We start from the raw sequence: 23,418 nt of genomic DNA, 5'->3' as shown, positions 1-23,418 counted from the left end.
GCTACTCGCTCCTTTTCTCGCAGGCGAGCACCGGGCAGTAACCGCACGGATTGCCGCCGCGCGGTTCAGGAGCGATATGCCCCTCCAGAAGACTGCGCGCCGCCAAGGCCACGCGCTCCTCCACAAGATCGATGAGACCGCCAAAGCTCTCGGCACCCAAGGCGTCGGCCGCAGGCCCCGGCACGCCGCAAGCCTCGATGGAAATTCCAGGCACGGCATGCTCCCCGAGCGCCGTTCGGTCAACAGCTCCGGCGACCTTGGGCTTTGCGTAGGACACGTACAGCGCGCCAACGACATCGAGCCCCAACAGTCGCCGCGCCACCTGAGCGTACATGAGCGCCTGCACCTTGTTCGGTAAAACGGCGCCCGCTGCCTGCACAGCCGGCGAAGACGAGGAGAGGGCGTAGTCGGACGAGAGCGAGCCCTTGTAGTCGATGACGACAGCCTGACCGCAACCGTTCACATCGATGCGATCGATGCTGCCGCGCAGAAGACAGTCGGCATACTCGAAGGGTTCGTATGCGCCGAAGTCGAACTCGAAATGCGCCGGCTCGAAGCCTGGCAGCAAGAGCGGCTCGCGTTCGATGAACGCGGCGAGTTTACGGCGCAAATCGTCCAGCTCGGCCTCTTCGAGCTTGGTGCGGGCGATGAGCGGATTGTCCTTGGGCCTGAGTGAACGCTGAGCTGCCAGGCGCTCGTCAAAAACCTCGCCGAACACCGCGCGCGCCCGCTCGAGGTTGTCCGGGCCCACCTTCGCGAAGCCCTCTTCGCCGAAGCGCTCAAAGACGCGTTTGAGCACCGCATGCGAGAAGCTGCCTTTCTCCTTCGGGCCGAATGCAGCGTCGGGCTCGGACGTACGCAGGCGCCTGAGCGCAAACCATTTGTAAGGGCATTCAAGATACGATTCGACCGCCGAGGGCGACAGCGTAGGTGCTGCATCGGCAGCCGCATTCGGCGGCGGCAGCACGATGCGCGCTCTGCTTGCCGCATCCACTGCACCCGATACGGGTACGTCCCAGGTGAGCGATTCGCCGTGCGCAGGGGCAAGAACGAGATTCGCATGGAGCGTCTCCTCGCCGGCGGTTTGAGCGAACGAGGCGAGCGGTTCGGGCAGCCCCGTCGCACGGTCGACGCGCGCATCCGCATCCATCTCGCCGCCGGCCGAACGGTAGCAGTCGAGCAGCTCTTCGAGCATGACCGCCGGGTAGGCCTCGTCGGCATCGGAAGTGTTCAGCGCACGCTCGCACACCACGCATGCGCGCGGCGCCGACAGCGCGCGGAAAAACCGCCGACGGCTCTCAGCGAGCGCATCGACAGGACAGCGGAGGCCGAGCTTTTCCATGAGTAGCGTAGCGCCGTCTTCGGCTGCACGCACCGGATACGAGCTAGCCTCGAGGTCGCACACGACCAGGGTCGAGCACGAACACGCCGGAAGCTCGGCAGCATCGTCGAGCGTCATGAAGCGCACTGCAGGAGCCCCCTCGCATCCCCCCTCTGCGCTGGTGCACGCATGCGCAGGAACCGATGCGCGCTCCAGGTGCGAAAGCGCTTCGAGCGGAGCCACGCCCGCGCCGGCGCTTGCCGCCGCGAACCTGCGCGCAGCTCCCATGGCCGCCAGCTGCTCGGAGCGGAACGCCGGATCGCGGCCATCGAGGCGGGCGGCCGACCGCTCGAAAGCGGCCACAGCGGCCTCAAAGTCGTCGATGTCCAATGCCGCAAATGCGTCCGCAGCTGCCTCGCTCGCCGCCGTTAGGTCTCGTCGGATGGTCGCGGCGTCCGCCAACCGATCGCCCCGCCACGTTGCATCGAGATCGCTCGCCGAACGCAGCGACAAGCCAGAGAACGGGCTGAGGGCAAAGTCCGCCGCCCGCGATGCAGCATGCGCATTGTCAGAACCGACCGCAAGCAATGCGAGGAAAGCGCGGCCGAACGCGGTGTCGGCAAACGCTCGGCGGGCGGCAACGGCCGATGTCATCCCGCGCACGAGCAGAGCAGGCGCAATCTCGTCGAAGAGCGCGCGCGGGTCGCGCGCCGCAACAACCACGGACAGCGGGGATCGGCCTTCCTCGAGTGCCTCCTCACGCTCGCGCGCGACGGCGACCTCGAGCGCGCCCAGCACGAGCGCAGGTGCCGCATAGCGGCCCGCAGGCAGCAAGAAGCGAACGGCGCCGGTCGGTTCGACGGGCGCTCCGGGCGCATACAGCCTTTCGAGCAGAGACCGGAGTTCGGAAGCGCGAGGCGCCGATCGCGGGGGGAAGCGGCAGGCGTCATCGAAGCGCTCCGCGGGCGTGCGGTCAGACAGCGTCTCGACCAGCTGCTCAATCGCACACGGCACCCCATCGAACCCGAGCATGAGCAAGAACGGCACGTCCTCCATGAGCTCCGGCAGCGATGCGGCTGCTTGCGCGGCCTCGGCCATCCCTCGTTCAGCAAGCAACGTAGCGTAGCGGCCGAGGGCGTTGAGCATGGCGCTCTCGGCTTCGCTCAATCCGGAAGGAGTATCGTCTGCGCGGACGGTGGCGAGCAGCTGCGGCAGCGCATCGCGGGCGAGCGTCGATGCAAGCTCAACGGTACCAGGAGAAGGAACGATCGCGCCGCCGCCCGAGGCCTCCTCGTACAGCGCGCGCTGTACGAGCAGATTTCGCTCGGCGGACGTCACCAGGCGACGCCCGTCGCCAAGAAGCTCCCAACGGTCGGCAATCCACGTATCGGGCGTTTCCACACGCACCCCGAGCCCGCAGGGCCCGCCAGCGAGCGCTTCGCGAACGCGCAAGACAGCAGCAGACGAGGGGACCAGAAGCACTGGCGATCCGCCCGCAGCAAGACTCTCGGCGAGCACTTCCTGTGCGGCATCAAGCGCCGCATCCGCGTTGTCGAATATGCGCTGTCCTATGGGCATGGCGCCATTGTACCCGGCCTCGGCATGCCCGGCCGGCCAAGGCGAACGGCAGAACGGAAAAACCACTTGCAAAGGCGCAGACGCTTTGCAATAATAGACGGGCTGCTTTTCACGGAGAAGCGCACCCGTCCCCATAGTCTAGAGGTTAGGACGCGGCCCTTTCAAGGCTGAGACACGAGTTCGATTCTCGTTGGGGGCACCAACATGCTAAGGCCAGGAGCTGGAAGAGCTCCTGGCTTTTCTTTTCGAACCCCGTTTGCCCGCATCGAAGCCCAGCGCATGCGAACCCCGAGAAATCCCGGATGCATGGAATACGCACGGCTCTTTCTGAACGGGCTCCCTTTACGGTATGATACCGCTTATGGATATTGACGCATCTGCCTTGCCGCAGCACCCACACAGCGCACGTGCCGACTCCGACGGCATTTCATCCGCCCCCGAGGGCGGCTCGCCACGCAGCAGCGAAGATTCTCCGACGTCCCCAGACGGGCACCCCGAGTCCGTCGAGCCCGGTGTGCTGCTTGGCGCGGACGCTCCCAGCCCTCTCATCATCGTCATGCACGCCTCGGTGGGATCGGGGCATCGCAGCGCGGCGAATGCCGTCGCGCAGGCGTTCGAGCTGTTGCGCGACGGAAGCGACGAGACGCTCGACAGCTCTCTAGCAGCGACGGGAATCAACAGAGCAGCCGCATCCGACCCAGCGTGCGCATCAGCCCTGTCGTCGCATGCGCCCGAAAACGAGGCGCGCGAGACGATGGGAAGCGCATGCACGCCGCACGACTTCGACGTTGAGGTCATCGATGTGCTCGACTTCGGTCGCATTGTGTTCGATGGGAACAAGGCAGCTTCCCTGTTCACCGGTGCAACCCGTCCCATCTACGACCTCACCTGGCGCTTCTCTCTCACCGGCCGCCTTTTATGGGGCGGCGGGACCGCGTGGAACCGCATCATGTACCCCGCCTTCACCGACTATGTGCGCGAAAAGCGACCTGCAGCGATCGTATGCACCCACATCACGGCCGCCAACGTGGCCACGGCGGCGCGCATGCTCACCGGGCAGCGCTTCCCCATCGTCTGCGTGCCCACCGACTACGAAACGGAGGGGCTCTGGCCCCATCGTTCGGCAGATCTGTTCTGCGTCGCAAACGAATCCATGGCGGAAACGCTGCGCCCGCGGCGTGTTCCCGAGGAGCGCATCCTCATCACCGGCATCCCCACCCGAGACGATTTCAGGCGCAGCTACAACAAGCGAGCCACGCGCGAGAAAATGAACCTGCCGCAGAACAAGCGCGTCGTGCTCGCACTGGCGGGGGCCTACCTGCCAAGGCCCTACGTGCATTTCCGCGAGGCGATCGACAGAACCCTTCCCTACCTCCACAGCCTCGATGATTCCACGCACGTGGTCATCGTGGCCGGCAGCGATGCCGAATATGCACGTCACCTGCGCCAAGCATGCGCAGAGCTGGGTGTTGGAAACGCTACCGTGCTCGACTATGTGGACGAGATGGCTGCGCTTATGGCAGCAAGCGACCTGGTCATATGCAAATCGGGAGGCCTCACCGTGACGGAGTGCCTCTGCGCGCAAGTGCCGATGATCCTTTTGGGGAAAGCCTATGGCCAAGAGAAGGTCAATGTGCGCATGCTCACATCGGTGGGCGCCGCGATGCACGTGACCACGGCGCGCGAGCTGGTGGATGCTCTGCGCCATATCGCCGCAAATCCCGAGAGCGTCCATGCCATGCTCGTCAACGGAAGCTTTCTGCGCCGCCCCGACGCAGCCCTCGATATCGCGCGCGCCACGCTATGCCTAGCCCGCACGCCCATGGCCGACGATGCTCACTACAGGAAGCACTTCCTGCAGTTCTATTGGGGCCGCAAGCCCGCCCATATACGCTGACGCGAGCACAGGGCGGACCGAGCTGCCAGTTCTGCTCATTCTGCGAGAAGTCCGGAGAACCCCGACCACGAAGCCTATAATGAACGTCCGGCGCTCCTCCGAAGTCGGTTCGGAGCGCCTTCGATCTTCCGATACACGGCGGCGGATCGAACCCGCCCTGCAATCTGCGGCCAAACGCCGCACCCGAACAGAAACCAGAGAATACTAACATGAAACAATTCAGCGAACTCGGCCTGTCCGACGAGGCCCTGCAAGCCGTCGCACGTTTGGGCTACGAAGCGCCCACACCCGTCCAGGAACAGGCCATCCCCCTTGCGCTCGAAGGACGCGATCTCATCGCCGCCGCAAAGACGGGCACCGGCAAGACCGCCGCCTTCTCGCTGCCTTCGCTCGATCGGCTCGACCATGCCAAAGGCGGCCAGGGACCCCTTATGCTCGTGGTCACACCCACGCGCGAACTCGCCCAGCAGATCGGCGAGGTATGCACGACCATCGCCGCATCCACACACCACCGCATCCTCACCGTAGTCGGCGGGCTGTCCTACGAACCGCAAATCAAGAAGCTCAAGCACGGCGTGGACATCCTCATCGCCACGCCGGGACGCCTCGTTGACCTCATGGAACAAAAAGCGGTGAGATTGGGGGACGTGGAGGTGCTCGTCCTCGACGAGGCCGACCGCATGCTCGATATGGGGTTCTGGCCGGCTATGAGAAAGATTATCGGCGCCACCCCCGACTCGCGCCAGACGCTCTTGTTCTCGGCCACCATCGACTCATCCATCAAGAACAGCGTCGGGCGGCTCCTACACGATCCGGCCTTCGTGGAGATCGCACACAAAGGCGAAACGGCAGACACCGTAGAGCAGCATATCGTTCGCGTCCCGCAGACGCTCAAGCCCGACCTTCTCAAGGCGCTGCTCGCCGAGAAGGGCGCCGAACGCGTTATCGTGTTCGCACGCACGCGAAGCCGCGCCGACTCCACCTGCCGCCGCCTCAAACGTGCGGGGTACTCTGCAGAGGCCATCCATTCTGATCGCAGCCAGAACCAGCGTCGCCGCGCACTCGATAACTTCGCAAGCGGCCAAACCGGCATCCTGGTGGCTACCGACGTGCTCGCACGAGGTATTGACGTCGAAGAGGTGGACTATGTCGTGAACTACGATCTGCCCACCCAGCCGGAGGACTACATCCACCGTATCGGCCGTACGGGACGCGCCGGCGCAGCAGGGTTCGCCGTCTCGTTCGTGAGCCCGGAGACCGAGGATGCGCTGCGGGATATCGAAAAGCTTATCAAGCGGCCCATCCCCGAAATGGACGTCGCCTCCTTCGACCTCGAACAGGCCGCATCCGAGCAGGCAGCGCGCCAAGCGCGCTCCGAGGCGCGACGCGACCCCGAAATAAAGCAGGCGGCGAAGGAACTGGCTGCTCGCGAGCGTAAAAAGGCGAAAGCGCGCGAAGCTGCGACGGAACAGCCTGCAGCCAAGGGCGGAGCCGCGCCGAAGCGGAAGGCGCCGAAGAAGCCTGCCGGAGCGAAGGGCGCGCAGCCGAACCGGCCGCGTCCCGCCCAGCAGGCGCGCAAACAAGGGTCGAGCGGAGCCGCCCCGCGCGCCACCTCCAAGCCGCACGGCGGCTCCGATCTGCGCCCCGGACGAGCGCACCGCGCCGCCCTCGCTCAGCAGCGCTCCAAGGGCAAGCGACGCTAGGAAGCCCGGCGAAACGACACGCCGCCGGGCTCGTCCAAAGAGCCCGGCGGCGTGCATGAGATCGATGTCCGCGCACGCCGTTAGAAGCGGCTTACGCGGACCCGCAGAACGAAGGACTCTCACGAACAGGCGAAATGCCTGCTTTGCAGGCGAAATCTTATGTTAGTCGCAAGAACCAGCACGCGCACGTCAATCCCATGCACTCGCGTCCGAACTAAGCCGCGGATCCCCCAAGCTCGAATGCCGAGCCGCCTACCCCAAAGGGTTCTTGTTCTGGTTCGCAGCAACCCGCATGAAGCGCTTGGCAAGCACATACAAACCCGCCAGCACCACGAACGCGCTGCCGGCCAGCATCCACTCGCCCTGCAGCAACTCGGCGATCAGGAAGAATAGAGCGGCCGACGCGGCGAACAACAACGCCACGGCGGCAATGGCCACCCCCGCCGTCACGGCGAGGCGAGTGCCGCGGCCCTCCTCTTGCGTATCCTCGACGTACTCGACCATGACGGTTCTACCCTTCTCTTGCACGGACGCCCGCGACCGCGGTGTGCGGTTACTCCGCCGTCCCGACGCATACAACATAAAACGTGTTCCAAGACTTCAGAATACGCTTTTCGTAGCAACGACGTCCACACCAGTCCCGCATACGTCGCCGAGCAGCCGCTGTCCGGCATGCACGGGCGCTTCCAGCCGAAGCCCTGCGATCGCGCGCAACCCATCGCGGACGAGAACCTTGGGAACAGCGCCGGCCGTCTTCACGCTGACAGGTTCAAGACAGCCCGCCACGGGCAAGACCGCCGTGATCGTCCGCTCTGGGCGGACAGCCTCGTTCGCTGCATATTTCGCGCCCCGTTTGCAGGAATGACCGGCGATGTCGGCCACCCCGCCTTGCTCGTCGAACGATACCTCGACTTCGCACCCAAGCGGGCAGCAGATGCAGGTAAACGATGCAATGTCGGTTGCGATCTGCATTATGCGCCTCCTTCCCGCGGAGGCGCAGCCCGCGGAACGCGTGCATTCGATTCCATTTCGCCGCTCTCCACCCGCACGCGAACGGAGGCGCTTCCGGCCGCGTCGGACGCACTCAGGCCGATCTGCACCATTTCGGCCGGCACGGCAACCATCGTCTTCGCACGCTTGATCGTTCGGCACCGGCCCACCTGGTCGATGGCTTCCACGACAAATCGGGGCTCGCGCACCGCTTGGGCAACGCGCAGCGACAGCGCAAGAGACTCGCCCTGGCCGGAAGCGACATCGATCTCCTGCGGCACGACGTAGCGGACGCCGGCGCCAGCTTCGACGGGCACGGTCGCGCTCCGCTGCGCATCCTTTTCGCCAAGCGCGAACGCGGCGGCGAAGCTGCCGGCACGCTCTCCCTCGGCCGAAGCGTGGTCCACCAAATCGTGCACGTGCAATGCGTTGCCGCAAGCGAATACCCCGGGTACATCGGTGGAGAGCCGGCTGTCCACACGCGCACCGCCCGTCACGCCGTCGAGCGTCACGCCCGCCGTCTTCGCTACCTCGTTCTCAGGCAGAAGCCCTATGGACACGAGCAGCGTATCGCACGCGACGCGCTCTTCCGTGCCGGGCACAGGCTGCAGCGTTTCGGGATCCACCTGCGCGATGCATACGGCCGAGAGCCGACCTTCGCCTTCCAAGCGCACGACCGTGCGGTTGAGATACAGCGGGATGTCGAAGTCTTCGAGGCACTGCACGACATTGCGGCGCAAGCCTGACGGACGAGACATAAGCTCGTAAACGCCTACGACTTCGGCGCCCTGCGACACCATCCTGCGTGCCATGATGAGGCCGATATCCCCCGATCCAAGCACGACAGCCCGCCGCCCGGGCAGGCAGCCCTGCAGGTTCATGAAATTCTGCGCACTGCCTGCTGAAAATACGCCGGAGGGACGGGAACCGGCCACGTTCAAAGCGCCGAGGCCTCGCTCGCGCGATCCTGTCGCCAATACCGCCGCACGCGCCGCGATTGCACGCGCACCGCAGCCATCGACCACATGGACGAGCAGCGGATCGGAGAGATCGCATCGCGAGACATCGAGCGCTGTGACCGTTGCGTCCCGTAGCACCTCGACGTCGGAGGCCGCAAGCGCATCCGCTTCACGACTCGCGTACTCGGGACCAGTGAGTTCAACACCGAAGCGATGGAGGCCGAAACCGTCGTGCACGCATTGTTTGAGGATGCCGCCGAGACGTGTCTCGCGGTCGATGAGCACCGTGCGCGCGCCGTGCTCCGCTGCAGCACGCGCTGCGGCGATCCCCGCGGCCCCACCGCCAACGACCGCAACGTCGAAGGGCGCGTTGCATGGAGCATTGCGGGCGGAACGGTCGAGGTACGCTCGCGCCTCGACGCGCGCGAGCCGGGGATAATCGAAACGAGACGACGCGACCATTGGCGAACCAGGCAGACGCTTGTCGATACGCTCGGGAGTCGTGTCCAGCTCGCGCGCGACGATTTTCACTATCTCCGGCGAACAGAAACCTGCATGGCAGCGGCCCATCATGGCGCGGGTGCGCCACTTGAGCGCATCGAGCGAATGTACCGGCAGCGGACCGTGAAGCGCTTCGACGATCTCAGCCTCCGTCACCTCGCAGCAGCGGCACACAATCCGCCCCCATCGCGCATCGTGTGCGATACGCGATGCGCGCTCAGACTCGCCGATCTCCGAGAACGGAACAATCCGCGTCATGCAGGGGTCGAACGCTCGGTTCTCCTGCGCATTGAGCCTCTCCGCGATAGCGGACGCGACGAAACGCGCTACCGCCGGCGTCGACGAGAGCCCCGGTGAATCGAAGCAGGCGATGTTGAAGAAGCCGGGGGCATCGCCGGGTTCGCCAATGACGAAGTCGCTTCCGTCGGCATTGGCCGCTCGCAACCCCGCGAAGTTCGCGATTATGCCGGAACCGCCCGCTCCGGGCCAAGTTGCGCGCGCCCGCTCGAGGACATCATGAAGGCCGTCGATGCTGGTGGACAGATCGTCTTTGCTTACCTGCTCCACGGCATTGGGCCCCACAAGGAGATTCCCGTGCACGGTCGGCGTCACGAGCACCCCCTTGCCAGCCACAGATGGCGCCTGGAACATCGTATGCTCGAACATGCCGCCGAAGTCGACGTCGTAGAGGCAGTACTCTCCGCGCCGCGGGACAACATGCAGCTTCTGCTCGCTCACGGCGTTGTTGAGCTCGTCGGCGAAGACGCCCGCCGCATTTACCACGGCCCGCGCCGCGTAGCGCACGCCCGCCGATGTTTCCAGAAGATAGCGCAACGGTCTGCGCCGGCCACCCAGCGGGCCCTGCGGATCCCCGTCCTCGTCGAGGGCGGCAGCGGCGGCCGCATCCAGATGCTGGATTAGCACGACCCGCTCGTTGAAACGGAACGTCGCCCCATGCAGAGACGCCTGCTCGGCCGCACGCAGCGCAACCTCGTACGGATCGCATATCGCTCCCGTTTCGGCCGCCAATGCACCGCTCACCCCCGGTCCCGTCGCAGGCTCGAGACAGCGAACACCGGCTTCGTCCAGCAGGCGAACGCCGCGAATGCCGTTCGCCTGAGCCCGATCAACGAGTCGCCGCACACCGGCAAGCTCGCTTTCAGAGAAAGCGAGGACCATCGAGCCATTCCTGCGATATGAGAATCCCAGCTCGTCAGCCCACCGGGGAAACAATTCGGATCCCTGCGCGTTGAACCGAGCTTTCAGCGACCCGGGAAGCGGATCGTAGCCAGCGTGCACGATCGCCGAGTTTGCGCGCGTTGCCCCGCAAGCAAGATCGTTGCCCGCTTCGAGCACTGTTACAGAAAGCCGCCATCGGGCAAGCTCCCGCGCCGTCGCCGAACCGGCAACGCCCGCACCGACCACGACCACATCTGCTCGCAAAGGAAGTTCGATATCCATGGAGACAGCTTACTATACGCAAGCGGTAAGCGAAAGGCCTGTCATGCAAACCGCGAATCCCGCTGAAATTCGATCGGACGCATGCAATCCTCGTGCCTCCGCACGACAACGCGATTTCGACTCAGGTACCTCGCGCACCCGTACGACCACTCAGCCACGCAACGGAAGCGCTGCATGCCGGAACGCAGCGAATCCGTGCTTTGTCGTTCGGCTCGTCTTTTATCCCCGCTGGGCGAAAGAGCGTCCATGAACATCGTAGAACAAGGTAAGGTGTGAGTCGATGAACGAAGGAAGGGAGTGCTATGAGAATTGCGGTGGCCAGCGACGGTCTGGATGTATCGCTGCATGGCAACCGATGCGAGAGCTATATGTGCTACACAGTGGAGCGCGGCATCATCAGAGAATGCCAGAACACTCCCAATCCCTGCTTATCCCCTGAACTCACCGCCGAGTTGTTCAAACAGATAGGCGTCAGCGTCTTTATCGTGCATGTGCTTGACCCATCGTTTCGCGAGGCATTTGAATCCGCCGGCATCGAAGTGGTTACCGGCTCATCCGGACCGACCAACCGCGCCGTGGAGAGGTTCCTTGCCACCCTCTTTCTGGGCGCTGATATGCTTGACGACGATCTGTCCCCCAACGACGATCTCGACCTTGCTGAAGCATGACGTTACATTAGGCTGCGCTTCCTGCATATACGAAAGACCCCGCTTTTGCGGGGTCATTCGTATATGAGGCTGCCGGTTGTTCGCGCCGCTTACAAGAAACTTCCTCGCACCGACTACCAGTCCTTTTCGCAGCGGAGCGCACCACAGGCGAGCAAAAGCGCGCGAAAAGCAGGCCGAGGATCGGTGCAAGGAGGCTTCGAACGCTACCGGCCTCTTCGTGAGCGATAGAGGCTCAAACCTTACAGCGCTTTCTTAGCCACATCCACGACGGCGGCAAACGCCTCGGGATCGTTGATGGCCATATCGGAGAGCACCTTGCGATCAAGCTGCACGCCGGCCTTCTTAAGGCCGTTCATGAATACGGAGTAGCTCAGACCGTTGAGGCGAGCGGCCGCATTGATGCGAGTGATCCACAGGCGGCGGATCTCGCGCTTCTTGTTGCGGCGGTCACGGTACATGTACTGCAGCGAATGCTGCACCTGCTCCTTCGCGGCACGATAGGAACGGGACTTCGCGCCATAGTAACCTTTTGCGCGCTTGAGGACGGTACGACGCTTCTTGTGGGCGCTGACTGCGCGCTTGACACGGGCCATTTCTGATCTCTCCTATCGATTAGCGAAGACCGAGGTTGCGGGCGACGACCTTCTGGTCGGCCTTGGCCACTTCGGTCTCATGGCGGAAATTGCGCTTGCGCTTCTGGCTCTTCTTGGTCATGATGTGGCTTTTGAAAGCCTTCGAGCGCATGATCTTGCCGGAGCCGGTCACGCGGAAGCGCTTGGCGGTTCCGCGATGGGTCTTCATCTTAGGCATCGTCTGTGTTCCCTTCTTCTTTCTTCTCGTTCTCTTTTTTCTTCTTTGCTAAGACCGCCGCAGGCAGCGGGGCGATAAGCATGTGCATGTTGCGACCTTCCATCTTCGGCTGGCTTTCGATAACCGCCGTTTCCTTCAGGTCGTCAGCAAGGCGCTCCAGAATGGTGAGACCCTGCTCGGGATGCGCCATCTCGCGGCCGCGGAACATAATGGTGATCTTTACCTTGTTGCCCGCGTCGAGAAAGCGCATGACGTGCTTCTTCTTGGTCGTGTAGTCCCCCACGTCGATTTTCGGACGGAACTTCATCTCCTTGGTCTCGACCTTGCTCTGGTTCTTGCGAGCCTGCTTGGCTTTGATGGCCTGGTCGTACTTGAACTTGCCGTAGTCCATGATGCGGCATACGGGAGGATCGGCCATGGGCGCGATCTCCACAAGATCAAGCCCCTGGCTGTCCGCCACCCGCTGGGCTTCCGCCGTAATGTAGATGCCCATCTGCTCGCCGTCGAAGCCGATCAAACGACATTCCCGAACCGTAATTTCTTCATTGAGCCGTGGCTCCTGAGCAGCTATCGCGCTCACCTCCCAATCCTTCGCGCCTTGGCGCTTCATGTGAAAAGCCCGCCACTCCGAGAAGCGACGGGCTCACATTCGCATGTCCGGACCGCAGGCGATCCAAGCATTCGAGCGACCCATCAGCAGCCGAAGCGCCGAACCAGGTGGAGGGTCTCCCCTCGCTTGAGTAAACAACTTGCTTATTGTAGCATGGCGTGACGCAGATGCAAGAAAAAACTTGCGCGCAGCTCGAGCGCGCACGCGAATGCTTCAGACATCATTGCTCGGACGTGAGCTTGCAAGCTCGCCATCCCAAACATCGTTCCTCTAGCGGGGAACAGCGCTTGAAGGGCGCATCAGCCCTCCATACCAGAAGATTGCGCTTCCTCAGCAACGCTTTGCTCATGAGAGCCTTTTCTTTCCTTCCGACCAATACCTCTTCTCATTGTCATCCTCAACCTCTCCCACGATCTGACAAAGGCAAATGAGCAGACAATGCATACAGTGAATACGGCCAGCCAAAAAACGAACGTCATCGCCCCGCTTACATCAAAACCGCCTGCTTGAGAGCATACTTGGAATACGGAGAAGATCACGACATTGCTTACGACAAGGTATTGAAGGCTCTTTGATCCAACTGCCTCGATCATCTTTATCAACTTCCAACGCTTCACGTTTCGGCACATCAACCAATAGGCATAGACGAACAGATACCCTCCCATCACCCAAAGCGCTGACGGAGGAAACCGGGTCGGCATACCTCCAGTCCTCCACACATACGCAAGCAGCATCATTGACCCAACGGCTGCAAAAACCAACACGATCCGGTTCAGGGACGTTTTCTTTTTTGATAGATATGCGCCGACAACAAAGTAGCTAAAATAGGAAATGATCGGAAAACAAAAGAAAGCGTTTCCTCCGAAAAATACACCGAGCACAGGCAAAAAATGCGTATCGAATTGCAAATTGCACGATAGCAAACTCAAGACTACAACGATGGCGCATATCACGCCATTCAGCTTTTCAGCAAAAGGCTTCATCACAAAAAGCAGCGGAAAGATGAATGCAAAGCTCAATAAAAACTCCGAATATCCGGGGATATTCTGCAAGGTCAGAATTTCAATGATGCTAGTTGCCGACCACCTCTCAGCGACAAGAATAGTAAAGGCGATTCCAGAAACATAAAACGCGATTATTGTTCGCACGAATCCTTTCAGGAGCTTTTTCGCAAGAAGGGAATACGAAATACGCTTGAACAAATAAGCTATTGAACAGGTGCAGCCGAATACGAACATGAATCCTGAAAAAGTGATCAAGTTAATGTACGCACTAAAACTCTCAGATACGGTTCCACCCTAGGGAAAGAACTGGACAATGTGAGCCGCTACCATCCCTCCAACTAAGACGCCTTTGAAAAGATCGAGCGATGTATCGTGCGAATTGGCCTGTAAAGCAGAAGTATTCTTCAATGTCGGCTGTAAGTCTTGCGACATGACACCTACCACCTTTTTTTGAAAACAGTTCATATGATTGTATAACAAATAATTTGAAGACGACCTTGAGGCATATCGAGGTTGCTTCGAAGGGAGATTTGGAGATTCGCAGGTCTCGTTACAGTTCGCGCCGCCTGCCGTTTTTTGCCGCAACACAAGACGGTGGAGGAAATTCCCTTGCCGCATAGCACGACTGGGTTTGCTATACTTTTGCACCGGATAGCTTATCGCCGTTGCGCTCGCCCTCCCGAATGGAAGGACGCACTTGAACCGTTTCGCCCGTCTGCTCATGCTCGTCAGCGCCTGGGCTGCTTGCATTCTCGGCTGCATCGGCGTGTTCGTGCCGGTGCTGCCGACCACCCCACTGCTGCTGCTCGCGACGTTTCTGTTCGCGAAGTCCTCGCCGCGCTGCCATGCTTGGATCGTGTCGACGCGGGTGTACCGCACGTACGTCGCCGCGTTCAAGGAAGCCGGCGGCATCCCGATCGGCACGAAGGCGCGCATCCTGGCCGTGTCGTTCACTGTTATGGGATTGTCCGCATGGTTCGTGCAGAATCCTATCGTGTGGTTCGTGCTGGGAACTGTGTCGGTGTTTCTGCTCTACCTCATGCTCGTGCGCATCCCCACCATCTCGCCCGAGCGCGTGCAGCTAGTCCGTCGCGCCAAAGAGGAAGGCTAGGGAGCACCGCACGAGAGAGAGCGCTCACATGATGGACGTCTCACGGAAATGTTGGAAAGTTCTCGCCGTTTTGCGAGCCTTACGGCATCAATATGCCACCGCTTCGTCATGGCTTCGAGAAAATGCCGGATCAGCGCTTTTCAACGTTGTTTTATAGCTGATCGGGGATAGCGAAAACGGCTCGAACTTGCAGCAATCCGCATGAGACGCTGTATGCGAGCCCTCGACACAATGAAGCGCGCGCCCGGCAATGCCGAGCGCGCGCTTCCACCAGCATCGGACCGCGACGTTAGTTCTTATCCTCGTAGAGTTCGATGACGGCGCCGTCCTTCTCGACAAAGGCGAGGCGCACGCCGGGGCCGGCGTCCATGGGCCCGCAGATGATGCGGTCGGCATCGTCGGCGTACCGGTCGAGGTCGTCCACCGCGTAGGCCACGTGCCAACGGCGGTGCAGCTCCTCGGGGAAGGGCGTGCCCTCCTCGAATTTGAGGTACTCCACCTTGTAATCGTAGTCGTCGACGTTCGACACCCAGAACTTCATGGCCTCGTTGTAAGTCATGTTCGGCTTCTTCTCCGTGATGGGGATGCCAATGTGCATATAGTTTGCGGTCATGCCGATCTCCTCTCGTCTCCAGGTTGGCGTAGTAAGTCAGCGAGGCTGGCCGTGGTGCCCGTTCCGTCGGCCGTCAGGCCGACGGAACCATACTGAACATGTCCATGGCGGCTTCCGCGTCGGCCTGCATGGCGGCGGTCGCCGCGTTGGCCAGCGCGTGGAAGTACTTCGGATGCTCTTGGGCGATGAGCGCCTCGACGGCGCGCACGCCCGCGTTGCTCATGTAGCTGAAGTAGTTGATCTTGCGGATGCCGGCGCGGATGGCCGCCCGCGTGTCCTCGCACGTAAGACCGCTGCCGCCGTGCATGACGAGCGGCACGCCGCAGCGGATGCGCAGCTCCTCGATCAGCTTGAAATCGAGGTTCGGCGCCGCCTTGTAGAAGCCGTGCACCGTGCCCACGCTGGCCGCGAGCGCGTCGATGCCCGTGTCGGCCACGAAGCGCGCGGCTTCGTCGGGATCGGTGTACACGTTCTCCCGGTCGTCGTCGGCGTTCTCGAGCCCCTCGTGGCCCGTGGTGAAGCCGATCTCGGCCTCCACGTCGGCGCCGTACTCGTGGGCCAGCTCCACCGCCGCGCGCGTCAGCGCCACGTTCTCCTCGTAGGGCAGCTGCGAACCGTCGATCATGACGGCCGAGAACCCCAGCTCGAGGGCGCGGCGCACGTAGCCCACGTCCTCGCCGTGGTCGAGCATCACGCACACGGGCACGCGTGAGGCCTCGGCGCGCGCCACCATGATGGGGCCGATCACGTCGATGGACGTCTCCTCTTCGTGCAGCTGCGCATGTTGGATGATGACCGGCTCGTCGCGCTCCTCGGCCGCGCCGATGGCGGCGAGCAACAGCTCGAGGTTCGGCGTGTCGAAGGCGGCGGCCGCGCAACCGTTCTCTTCCGCCCAGGCGAGGACGGTTTTCATTGAAACGAGCATGGCGCCACCCTACTTCTTGAGGTACGGCGTGGTGCACGGCGCGTTCCACAGGCGCAGCAGCTCGTCGTCCATGCGCGCCATGAACATCTGGAACCCAGCCTGCTCCTGCACAGTCAGCATCTCGCCCACGAAATTCGCCACCACTTCGATGTCCTGCTTCGCCAGCTCCTTGACCGCGGCGCGGTACACGATGAGCTGCTCCATGAGCGTGGTAGCGCCCGAGCCGTTGACGATGAGCATGACCTTCTCGCCCGGCTCGATGCCGATGTCCTTCACGAGCGCGTTCACCATGATGGCGGCCGTCTCGTCGGCGGACTTCATGGGCTGGCGGCCGCCGCCCTCCTCGCCGTGCTGTCCCATGCCGATTTCCATCTCGTCGTCGCCGAGCTCGGCCAGCAGCGTGCCCGTCTGCGGATGGGTGGCGCCGCGCACGGCCACGGCCAGCGTCGCCATGTTGTCGGCGAAGCGCTGCGCGATGGCCGCCACCTCCTCGAGGCTTCTGCCCTCGGCGGCCGCGGCGCCGGCGATCTTGTACGTGGGGATGCAGCCCACGAGGCCGCGGCGGTCGTCGGCGTTTTCGCGCGGAGCGTTCGACACGTCCTCCTGCGTGACCACCTTGACCACGTTGAGGCCCTGCTTCTTGCACTGCTTCATGGTCATGTTGCCCGTCAGCATGTCGCCGGCGTGGTTGAGCACGATGTAGAGCACGCCCTTGCCCTTGTCGGCCAGCTTGATGGCGTCGACGCAGGCCTGCGGGCCGGGCGCGGCGAAGATGTCGCCCACCACGTCGATGTCCACCATGCCCTCGCCCACGAAGCCCTCGATGGCCGGCTCGTGGCCGCTGCCGCCTTGCGTCACGATGGTCACGCGGTCGGCACGGCTGAGCTTCTTGTTGATGACCATGTTGTCCTCGCCGAGCTCGAGGATGTCGGGGTTCGCCAGGGCCAGGCCCTCGAGCAGCTCCGTCGTGAGGTTGTCGGGGTCGTTGATGAACTTCTTCATCTGCATGGTGCTCCTCCTCAGTCGTTTGACAGCCGGAAAAGAAAGGCCCGCCGCACGCTGCGGCAGGCCGGGTTCCCCTCTAGTGCGCGGCGCCCTGCGCCAGCCCCCGCAAGAACAGCGAGGTGGACACGGCGCCCGCGTCGGGCGTGCCGATGGTCTGATCGCCGTAGCTGCGCGCGCGGCCGAACTTCGACGCGAAGCCCTCGGAGGCCCGCGCTCCCACCTCGGCCGCCTCGGCCGCTGCGGCGAACACGGCCGCCGCATCGTCGTCCGCGGCGGGGCACGTCTGCGCGGCTTCCACGGCGGGGATCAGGGCGTCCATCATGGTCTTGTCGCCCACCTGCGCGTTCGTGATATCCTGCATCTCGGCCAGGCAGCCGGCGAACATGCGGCGCGCGGCGTCGGCGGAAAGCTCGTTCTCGTCGTCGCCGAGCCGGGCGCCCAAGCCGCCGACGAGCGTGCCGTACAGCGGGCCCGCGGAGCCGCCGCGCACGGCCATCACGTCCATGCCTAGATCGTCGAGGAAGTCTTTGACGGAGGCGTCGTCCCACTGCTCGACGCGCTCGTTCACGAGCTTGGCAATCTTCGTGATGGTGATGCCGTGATCGCCGTCGCCGAACTTCGAGTCGATGTCGCTTAAGCGCTCGGCATGCTCCAGCATGAGCCGCGCGCCTTCGCGCAGCATGGCCTTGCACGTGCCCCGATCGATCATGGCATCCCCTTCCTGTCGGTAATCGTCGAGGTCAACTCTACCCGCAACGTTCGGTAAGGTCAATGGGAGAACCGATGCCGCCGCGCTCGGGGAGGCGCGGGAAAGCCATGCGAATCGACGTCGCTCGGCTGCAGGAGCGGCTGTGGTGCCCGTTATCGGGGGAATTGAAGACGGCGCACCTCGATTCACAAGCCCTCCGTCCTGTTGAGAACCGGACATCGCAGACAGCTGCGATGTCGGCATTCTGTCGGATGCCATAGAGATAAAAAGGTTCGTGCCTTGCGGTAACGGATGCTCCTGCCGCCTTATCCGCGCCTTCACGGGTTGTCTGCGCGAATGCCCTTGTCCAGATAGTACCCATCGGACGAGAAGCGCCTACGATAGGTGAGGTAGACAGCCGCAACGATGGCGATAGTGTTGGCGGCCGAAAGCATGAGCATGACCACGATCTGGTACTTCGCCGCAGCCACCGGGTCAGCCCCCGCAAGCAGCTGTCCGGTCATCATGCCGGGAAAGGTCACGATGCCCGCTGCCGACATGTTCGCCAGAATCGGCGTCATGCCCGCCCCGATGGCTGCCTTGAGCGAAGGGGCGGCCGCTTCGCTCGGCGTCGCCCCCAGCGCCACAAGCGAGAACATCTCGGAGGCGCGGGCATCCATATCCGCGAACAGCCGGTCGATGGCCACGGCTACGGCCGCCATAGCGTTTCCCATGATCATGCCGATGATAGGCACGAGCTGGCGAGCGCTGTACCATGGCTCGGCATGCACGATGCCCTCCACCACGATGAACCCGACGGCGAAAGACGATACGAAGAGCGACACGAACACGGCGCCCGAGAGTCCGGGGACGCGGTTCTTCACGCGCGCGGTAGCGATCTGCGTGGCGGCGATGACCATGGCTGCCAGCACGAGCAGCACAAGCCACCATGTCTGGAATTCGAACAAGTACGTAAGCAGGAAGCCCGCAGCCAAAAGCTGCACGAAGCAACGCACCGACGACACGACGATGCGCCGTGTCTGCCCCAGCTCCAGCTTCCACGATACAAGACCTGCTACCAACATGAGCGCGCTCGCCGCGAACAGCTCGATGTAGCCGATGTCCACCACGCTTTCGGTCACAGGATCGCCCCGTCCTCAGCCGCGGACGCAAAGGAGAGCACGCCGTCCGAGAGCGCAAACGTGCCGGACGCGAAGCCATCCGAGGCGCGGTGGCGGATGCGCAGGCAGGTCGTGCGCGCATTCATGAAGCTATGCACGAGGCGGCCCACCGCGAGCGCGGAGTCGTCGTCAAGCGCAGCATCCACCTCGTCGAGCAAAAGCACGTGCGGCCGCGTAGCGAAGGCGCGCAGGAGGGCGACACGCGCGGCCTGGCCGCCCGAAAGCCGCGATACGTCGCGCGCGAGCCCCACCTCGGAGAGATCCGCCGCCTCCAGCAGGCACGCGAGCTCGTCATCAGAGGGAGAGCTCATTTCGGCATTCACCTTGAGCTTCCATGGGAGCACCAGATTATCGCGCACCGTGCCCGCCACAAGCGACGCCTGCTGCGGCACGAGGCACACCTCGCGACGCCATGCAGCCGGTTGAAAGCCCGAGGAGGGATGCCCATCGAGGTACAGCTCACCCGTATCGCGCTCCATCATGAGCGCGCATGCGCGCAGAAGCGTCGACTTCCCCACTCCTGAAGGCCCCACCAGATCGTAGACGGACCCGGCCTCGAGCGCGAACGACTCATCGTGCAAAAGCGTCACGGCTTCGCCGCCGCAACGGTAGGACAAGGTGATATGCTCAGCATGGAACAGGCTCATGCGTACATGGTAGCACCGGTCGAGGCAACGTGCTCTCGACCGAGCGCTGAAGCCTATGCGTTGATGTAGACGTAAATTGTGCGGATCGTGTCGGCAAGATTGCCGGAGGCATTGGCCGTGGTGTAGTCGTAGAGCAATACCGACGACCATTCGTGCACAGCTCCGTCGATGTCGGCAGTGCCATTGAACGAGCATGACTCTTTCACCAATGTCGTGCCATCGGAGGCATACGTGGAGTACCCGGAGCGATCCTCGGGAAGCTCGACTGTGTTTTCAGACACGGCGATGCCGGCTTCCTGCAACGTCTTTTCGATGATGCGATCATTTTCTACCGCGTCAACGAAGCTGAGAGATCCGTAGCCGAGCGATGCCGTGGCGGCCGAGTAACCTGCTTGCACGATCGCGCCATCCTCTCCCAGGCCGAGGTAAACCGTCGGCGTTCCCGAACGCGTGTCGGATGGCTCGCCTGATAGCGCCACCGTCACACTCGTCTTGATGGGATTGCCCTCCTCGTTGACCTCGCGTGTGCTCGTGACCGTGGCGCCGCGCTGCAGAGCCGCAACCGCCTCCTCCTGCGTCCTGCCCAGCAGTGCGACCAGATCGGGTACGTCGGTCGTTTTCGTTGTGGCGGTGTCCGCGTCAGACGTGCCGTCTTTCGCCAGCGCATCGACATCCTGAACGCTCTTCTGCTCCTGCGCCTGCTGCGCTGCGACAAGTTGGCTCTGATTGAACCATTGCCAGGCAAAAAAGCCGAGCGCGCCCAAAAGCAGGACCAACAATACGATTACAGCAATGAGTATCCTGCGCATACGGCGGGACTTACGCTGATAAGGCGGCACGTTGTCCTTGCGCTGCCTGCCGTGCTTGCCAGCAGGCTCATCCGGCACCACTGGCTCGGAGCCATCGAACACCACGGCGGGAGGATCCTGCGGCTCGAGACTGTCAAGCGCATCGGGGTATTCATCGTCGCTGTCGCCGCGGTAGCTGAACCCGCCCGCATGCGAACCGTCGCTGTCGGACACAGGCGCGAATGCCTCGGTCAGACCGATACGCTCATCGGCATCGCTCGCGCCGGAAAGATCGGCGGGGGTTTCATCAGATGCATGTTTGATGTGCTTGGCCATCGTTGTACCTTCCTGACATGGGCGGTGCTAGCGCATGAGCGCGATATACACGACGATTGCAACCACAGCGAGGCCCGCAAGAATAATGATGATCTTCTGCATGAGCGACATGGGCGCCAGCTCGAGGTCGTCGGCGGTCGTCTTATGAGAGCTCGCATCAGACCCGACAAACTCGGTTTTGCGCACGGGGCGATCCGAAGACGAGTCGTGTTCCTTCGGCGCATCCGCGGCAACCGTCCGTTTCGTCTGCTCCTCGGCAGCCGGAACGTCAGAAGACGTGTCGCCTCCTGCCATATCGCCGCCGATCGCTTCGCCGCAGCGCGCATCATCGTCCTCCGTTGCCGGCAGCGTCGATTCGGCGCGCGCGCCCGCATGGATGACAACATCGTCGTCTTCGTCGCTCGTCACGGTTATACGGGAGAACCTGGTTCGATCAAGACTCACGGGATCGTCCTTTCGCATCATCAGCGATTATACGGGACTGCACTGGTGCAGGCGCCTTCGTCCAGATAATATCCATTGCAGAATGCAGGCATCCTGCCTGGGCGCTCATCTGCACTCGACCGGCGCCTGCCCCGTTCAGCCGCGCCTCTCAACGACGTTGGACCCATTCGAGCAGAGGAGCCCCCGGCATCCCGAGAGCTCCTCGCGGTATCGAAGTCGAGCGCCGATTTTTTCGGAGGCATCCGATCAGAGCTCAGTGCCTCTTGTTCCACCACCATGCGCCGATCAGCAGCGCGCAGAACACGACATCGGCGAAAAGAGCGGTGCTGCCAGCGGCCATGATCGTCGCCTTTCTCGTTCGGGGCGGAATCTGCGCACAGTATAGGCGCGCGCAAGCCGAATGACAACCCGAGCGGCTCCTCGTCTCAGAACCGTATCGGGCCGGTTCCCGTTCGAAGGGATGAGCAGCAAGCCTCTTCGGACTACTTCTTCAGGTCGTCCAGACTCGCCGATTTGCCCGGATACAGTCCCAGCGGCTCGAAGTGGATGGCGCCGGCCGACACGAGCGTGGTGCCGTTCTCGGCGTTGTAGTCCTCCAGGTACGTGATGTGTTGGAAGTAGTTCGCGTCCAACTCGCCGTCGTCGAGCGCGACGTTCGGTTGGATGTAGTCAGAGTACTCGACGACTTCGAGCGTATAGCCATGCTCGGCAAGGATATCCTTCGCCTGGGCGAGAATCTCAGCGTGCGGAGCCGGAGACGCGCCCACCTTGATGACCGTGTCGCCGTCCGTCGCGTCCGGAATCTCGACGTCCGACGCGCTTCCCACTGGCACAACCGAACCACCGTAGGTAGCGTCGATGAAGTCGCGCACCTCAGTGCTCTGCAGCGCGGCAATGAGAGCCTTGATCTTGGCGCTATCCTCGTCGCCGTCGCGCACGGCCACCACGTTGGCGTACTTGTCGGCCGCTTCGGAGTCGGTGGCCTCTTTGGCGAGCGCCGTCGAAGTGTCGATGCCTGCGCCGATGGCATAGTTGCCGTTAACCACGCCCATGTTCACATCGGAGAGCGTGCGCGGCACAGATGCCGCTTCGGTCTCGACGATGTCGATGTTGTAGGGATTCTCCTCGATGTCGTTCTTCGTGGCCGACAGTCCCGTGCCGTCCTTCAGCGTGATGAGCCCCTGATCCTGAAGGAGCAGCAGGGCACGTGCTTCATTCGTAGGATCCGACGGGACGGCGATCTGCTTGGCAGCCGATCCCGACGAGCCGCAGCCCGCCAGCGCAACCGCCACCGCACTTGCGACCGCCGCAGCAGCGACCGCCCTGATCAGTTTCGATGCCTTCATATTGTTCCCTTCCCTTTTTCTCTTCGTCTCTTGTCTCGCATCAAAGCGCTATGAGTCGCGTTCCCTCGTTTCAGCGAGCAGCAGCCTCCCGCTCCCGTCGCGCGGCGCATGCTCTCGCTGGACGCAAAACGCAGCATGGGCGCAAGGCGCTCTTTCGAGTTAGCGCTTGTCCACTTTTCGGGCGGCAATGTCGCCCGCACTCTGAAATACCTGCACGAGCACGATGCATAAAATGACCGCTGCTATCATGACGTCGTCCTGGTAGCGCTGGTACCCATAACGGATGGCAATATCGCCCAGTCCGCCCGCACCCACCGTGCCCGCCATGGCCGAGTAGCCGAACAGCGTAATAAACGTGATGGATACGCCACGGATGAGCGACGGCAAACTCTCCTTGAGAAACACCTTCGTCACGATCTGCCAGACACTCGCGCCGAAACTCTGCGCTGCCTCCACCAGCCCGCCATCGACCTCCGCCAAGCTCTGCTCCACCATGCGTCCCACGAACGGGGCGGACGCCACCACGAGCGGCACGATAGCCCCCGGTACGCCGAGCGACGTGCCCACGATCCAACGTGTAAACGGGATGAGCGCCACAAGCAGGATGATGAAGGGGATGGAGCGTCCAATGTTCACGATCCAGCCGAGCACCGCGTTGAGCACGCGATGAGGCTTCAAACCGTTCGGGCCCGTCACGATGAGCGCCACGCCGAGCGGAACGCCGATAACGTAGGCGAACAGCGTGGACACACCCGTCATGACGATGGTGTCCCACGTGCCCTGCGCAAGCAGCAGGCCATACGCGTCGAAGAACTGCATCAGGAAATCCATG

General features: G+C 62.7%; 22 protein-coding genes and 1 tRNA gene. 5 read left to right on the top strand and 18 right to left on the bottom strand.

Features of this window, described 5'->3' with window-relative positions:
• Window position 1 precedes the first annotated feature (1 nt).
• The gene (locus ABGT83_RS05035; protein WP_346686267.1) at window positions 2-2,899 is read right to left on the bottom strand and encodes a PD-(D/E)XK nuclease family protein; all 2,898 of its coding nucleotides are present in this window, start codon (window positions 2,897-2,899) and stop codon (window positions 2-4) included.
• Between the two features lie 127 nt (window positions 2,900-3,026).
• Here ABGT83_RS05035 and ABGT83_RS05030 point away from each other — a divergent pair.
• The 3 genes from ABGT83_RS05030 (at window position 3,027) to ABGT83_RS05020 (ending at window position 6,499) form a co-directional block, all read left to right on the top strand.
• Window positions 3,027-3,101: transfer RNA gene (locus ABGT83_RS05030), tRNA-Glu, on the top strand.
• A gap of 159 nt (window positions 3,102-3,260) precedes the next feature.
• Entirely contained in the window at window positions 3,261-4,796 is a 1,536-nt protein-coding gene (locus ABGT83_RS05025) for a glycosyltransferase (RefSeq protein ID WP_346686265.1), read from the top strand.
• A gap of 209 nt (window positions 4,797-5,005) precedes the next feature.
• A complete protein-coding gene (locus ABGT83_RS05020) occupies window positions 5,006-6,499 on the top strand; it encodes a DEAD/DEAH box helicase (RefSeq protein ID WP_103265725.1) in 1,494 nt (497 codons plus the stop codon).
• A 252-nt stretch (window positions 6,500-6,751) separates the two neighbouring features.
• Here the strand turns inward: ABGT83_RS05020 and ABGT83_RS05015 are convergent, their stop codons facing one another.
• The 3 genes from ABGT83_RS05015 to ABGT83_RS05005 all read right to left on the bottom strand — a co-directional run bounded on the left by ABGT83_RS05015 (window position 6,752) and on the right by ABGT83_RS05005 (window position 10,410).
• The gene (locus ABGT83_RS05015; RefSeq protein WP_103265724.1) at window positions 6,752-7,003 is read right to left on the bottom strand and encodes a hypothetical protein; all 252 of its coding nucleotides are present in this window, start codon (window positions 7,001-7,003) and stop codon (window positions 6,752-6,754) included.
• 96 nt (window positions 7,004-7,099) lie between these two features.
• On the bottom strand, window positions 7,100-7,471 hold the full coding sequence (locus ABGT83_RS05010; RefSeq protein WP_346686263.1) for a DUF1667 domain-containing protein: 372 nt from the start codon (window positions 7,469-7,471) through the stop codon (window positions 7,100-7,102).
• Window positions 7,471-10,410, bottom strand: a complete 2,940-nt coding sequence (locus tag ABGT83_RS05005) for an FAD-dependent oxidoreductase (RefSeq protein ID WP_346686262.1) — start codon at window positions 10,408-10,410, stop codon at window positions 7,471-7,473. The genes ABGT83_RS05010 and ABGT83_RS05005 overlap by 1 nt, the downstream gene beginning before the upstream one ends.
• Before the next feature lie 302 nt (window positions 10,411-10,712).
• On the opposite strand from ABGT83_RS05005, the gene ABGT83_RS05000 reads away from it, so the two are divergent.
• Window positions 10,713-11,078, top strand: coding sequence for a NifB/NifX family molybdenum-iron cluster-binding protein (locus ABGT83_RS05000; RefSeq protein WP_103265721.1), 366 nt, complete (start codon window positions 10,713-10,715; stop codon window positions 11,076-11,078).
• Between the two features lie 239 nt (window positions 11,079-11,317).
• On the opposite strand, the gene rplT is transcribed toward ABGT83_RS05000, so the two are convergent.
• The 4 genes from rplT to ABGT83_RS04980 form a co-directional block, all read right to left on the bottom strand.
• The gene (rplT, locus tag ABGT83_RS04995) at window positions 11,318-11,671 is read right to left on the bottom strand and encodes a 50S ribosomal protein L20 (RefSeq protein WP_103265720.1); all 354 of its coding nucleotides are present in this window, start codon (window positions 11,669-11,671) and stop codon (window positions 11,318-11,320) included.
• Window positions 11,672-11,690: 19 nt separating this feature from the next.
• Entirely contained in the window at window positions 11,691-11,888 is a 198-nt protein-coding gene (rpmI, locus tag ABGT83_RS04990; protein WP_103265719.1) for a 50S ribosomal protein L35, read from the bottom strand.
• Window positions 11,881-12,498 carry a translation initiation factor IF-3 gene (infC, locus tag ABGT83_RS04985; RefSeq protein ID WP_346686259.1) on the bottom strand — a complete coding sequence of 206 codons (618 nt, stop codon included), beginning with the start codon at window positions 12,496-12,498 and terminating at the stop codon, window positions 11,881-11,883. The genes rpmI and infC overlap by 8 nt, the downstream gene beginning before the upstream one ends.
• A gap of 299 nt (window positions 12,499-12,797) precedes the next feature.
• On the bottom strand, window positions 12,798-13,736 hold the full coding sequence (locus ABGT83_RS04980) for a hypothetical protein (protein WP_346686257.1): 939 nt from the start codon (window positions 13,734-13,736) through the stop codon (window positions 12,798-12,800).
• 463 nt (window positions 13,737-14,199) lie between these two features.
• On the opposite strand from ABGT83_RS04980, the gene ABGT83_RS04975 reads away from it, so the two are divergent.
• The gene (locus ABGT83_RS04975) at window positions 14,200-14,613 is read left to right on the top strand and encodes a YbaN family protein (RefSeq protein WP_239926629.1); all 414 of its coding nucleotides are present in this window, start codon (window positions 14,200-14,202) and stop codon (window positions 14,611-14,613) included.
• A 289-nt stretch (window positions 14,614-14,902) separates the two neighbouring features.
• Here the strand turns inward: ABGT83_RS04975 and ABGT83_RS04970 are convergent, their stop codons facing one another.
• From ABGT83_RS04970 to ABGT83_RS04925, 10 genes are all read right to left on the bottom strand, one after another.
• On the bottom strand, window positions 14,903-15,226 hold the full coding sequence (locus ABGT83_RS04970; RefSeq protein ID WP_346686255.1) for a VOC family protein: 324 nt from the start codon (window positions 15,224-15,226) through the stop codon (window positions 14,903-14,905).
• Between the two features lie 73 nt (window positions 15,227-15,299).
• A complete protein-coding gene (locus ABGT83_RS04965) occupies window positions 15,300-16,151 on the bottom strand; it encodes a class II fructose-bisphosphate aldolase (RefSeq protein ID WP_346686254.1) in 852 nt (283 codons plus the stop codon).
• A 9-nt stretch (window positions 16,152-16,160) separates the two neighbouring features.
• Window positions 16,161-17,159: a dihydroxyacetone kinase subunit DhaK gene (locus tag ABGT83_RS04960; RefSeq protein WP_346686253.1), complete on the bottom strand. Its 999-nt coding sequence runs from the start codon at window positions 17,157-17,159 to the stop codon at window positions 16,161-16,163.
• A gap of 73 nt (window positions 17,160-17,232) precedes the next feature.
• Window positions 17,233-17,865, bottom strand: coding sequence for a DAK2 domain-containing protein (locus tag ABGT83_RS04955; protein WP_103265713.1), 633 nt, complete (start codon window positions 17,863-17,865; stop codon window positions 17,233-17,235).
• Between the two features lie 317 nt (window positions 17,866-18,182).
• The gene (locus tag ABGT83_RS04950; RefSeq protein WP_346686252.1) at window positions 18,183-18,986 is read right to left on the bottom strand and encodes an ABC transporter permease; all 804 of its coding nucleotides are present in this window, start codon (window positions 18,984-18,986) and stop codon (window positions 18,183-18,185) included.
• Window positions 18,983-19,672 (bottom strand): ABC transporter ATP-binding protein, encoded by a 690-nt coding sequence (locus ABGT83_RS04945; RefSeq protein WP_346686250.1) that lies wholly within the window; start codon window positions 19,670-19,672, stop codon window positions 18,983-18,985. Before ABGT83_RS04945 ends, ABGT83_RS04950 begins: the two co-directional genes overlap by 4 nt.
• 53 nt (window positions 19,673-19,725) lie before the next feature.
• Complete coding sequence (locus ABGT83_RS04940) at window positions 19,726-20,796, bottom strand: histone-lysine N-methyltransferase (RefSeq protein WP_346686249.1); 1,071 nt, start codon at window positions 20,794-20,796, stop codon at window positions 19,726-19,728.
• Between the two features lie 27 nt (window positions 20,797-20,823).
• Window positions 20,824-21,240: a hypothetical protein gene (locus tag ABGT83_RS04935; RefSeq protein ID WP_346686248.1), complete on the bottom strand. Its 417-nt coding sequence runs from the start codon at window positions 21,238-21,240 to the stop codon at window positions 20,824-20,826.
• A 482-nt stretch (window positions 21,241-21,722) separates the two neighbouring features.
• Complete coding sequence (locus ABGT83_RS04930) at window positions 21,723-22,586, bottom strand: MetQ/NlpA family ABC transporter substrate-binding protein (RefSeq protein WP_103265709.1); 864 nt, start codon at window positions 22,584-22,586, stop codon at window positions 21,723-21,725.
• Between the two features lie 159 nt (window positions 22,587-22,745).
• Window positions 22,746-23,417 (bottom strand): methionine ABC transporter permease, encoded by a 672-nt coding sequence (locus tag ABGT83_RS04925; protein WP_103265708.1) that lies wholly within the window; start codon window positions 23,415-23,417, stop codon window positions 22,746-22,748.
• Window position 23,418: the final 1 nt, after the last annotated feature.

This window comes from Enteroscipio rubneri, assembly GCF_963929405.1.
In the GTDB taxonomy this organism is placed as follows: Bacteria; Actinomycetota; Coriobacteriia; order Coriobacteriales; family Eggerthellaceae; genus Enteroscipio; species Enteroscipio rubneri.
The sequence above is the reverse complement of the archived record's forward strand: the minus strand, read 5'-3'. Positions and strand labels throughout refer to the sequence as shown.

Excerpts from the sequence above, each read along its gene's own strand:
- ABGT83_RS05035 (WP_346686267.1), bottom strand. The coding sequence starts at position 2,899 with ATGCCCATAGGACAGCGCATATTCGACAACGCGGATGCGGCGCTTGAT.
- ABGT83_RS04925 (WP_103265708.1), bottom strand. The coding sequence starts at position 23,417 with ATGGATTTCCTGATGCAGTTCTTCGACGCGTATGGCCTGCTGCTTGCG.
- ABGT83_RS04955 (WP_103265713.1), bottom strand. The coding sequence starts at position 17,865 with ATGATCGATCGGGGCACGTGCAAGGCCATGCTGCGCGAAGGCGCGCGG.
- ABGT83_RS05015 (WP_103265724.1), bottom strand. The coding sequence starts at position 7,003 with ATGGTCGAGTACGTCGAGGATACGCAAGAGGAGGGCCGCGGCACTCGC.
- rpmI (WP_103265719.1), bottom strand. The coding sequence starts at position 11,888 with ATGCCTAAGATGAAGACCCATCGCGGAACCGCCAAGCGCTTCCGCGTG.
- ABGT83_RS05000 (WP_103265721.1), top strand. The coding sequence starts at position 10,713 with ATGAGAATTGCGGTGGCCAGCGACGGTCTGGATGTATCGCTGCATGGC.
- infC (WP_346686259.1), bottom strand. The coding sequence starts at position 12,498 with ATGAAGCGCCAAGGCGCGAAGGATTGGGAGGTGAGCGCGATAGCTGCT.
- ABGT83_RS05025 (WP_346686265.1), top strand. The coding sequence starts at position 3,261 with ATGGATATTGACGCATCTGCCTTGCCGCAGCACCCACACAGCGCACGT.
- ABGT83_RS04965 (WP_346686254.1), bottom strand. The coding sequence starts at position 16,151 with ATGCTCGTTTCAATGAAAACCGTCCTCGCCTGGGCGGAAGAGAACGGT.
- ABGT83_RS05010 (WP_346686263.1), bottom strand. The coding sequence starts at position 7,471 with ATGCAGATCGCAACCGACATTGCATCGTTTACCTGCATCTGCTGCCCG.
- rplT (WP_103265720.1), bottom strand. The coding sequence starts at position 11,671 with ATGGCCCGTGTCAAGCGCGCAGTCAGCGCCCACAAGAAGCGTCGTACC.
- ABGT83_RS04960 (WP_346686253.1), bottom strand. The coding sequence starts at position 17,159 with ATGCAGATGAAGAAGTTCATCAACGACCCCGACAACCTCACGACGGAG.
- ABGT83_RS04970 (WP_346686255.1), bottom strand. The coding sequence starts at position 15,226 with ATGACCGCAAACTATATGCACATTGGCATCCCCATCACGGAGAAGAAG.
- ABGT83_RS05005 (WP_346686262.1), bottom strand. The coding sequence starts at position 10,410 with ATGGATATCGAACTTCCTTTGCGAGCAGATGTGGTCGTGGTCGGTGCG.
- ABGT83_RS04980 (WP_346686257.1), bottom strand. The coding sequence starts at position 13,736 with ATGTTCGTATTCGGCTGCACCTGTTCAATAGCTTATTTGTTCAAGCGT.
- ABGT83_RS04940 (WP_346686249.1), bottom strand. The coding sequence starts at position 20,796 with ATGGCCAAGCACATCAAACATGCATCTGATGAAACCCCCGCCGATCTT.
- ABGT83_RS05020 (WP_103265725.1), top strand. The coding sequence starts at position 5,006 with ATGAAACAATTCAGCGAACTCGGCCTGTCCGACGAGGCCCTGCAAGCC.
- ABGT83_RS04945 (WP_346686250.1), bottom strand. The coding sequence starts at position 19,672 with ATGAGCCTGTTCCATGCTGAGCATATCACCTTGTCCTACCGTTGCGGC.
- ABGT83_RS04930 (WP_103265709.1), bottom strand. The coding sequence starts at position 22,586 with ATGAAGGCATCGAAACTGATCAGGGCGGTCGCTGCTGCGGCGGTCGCA.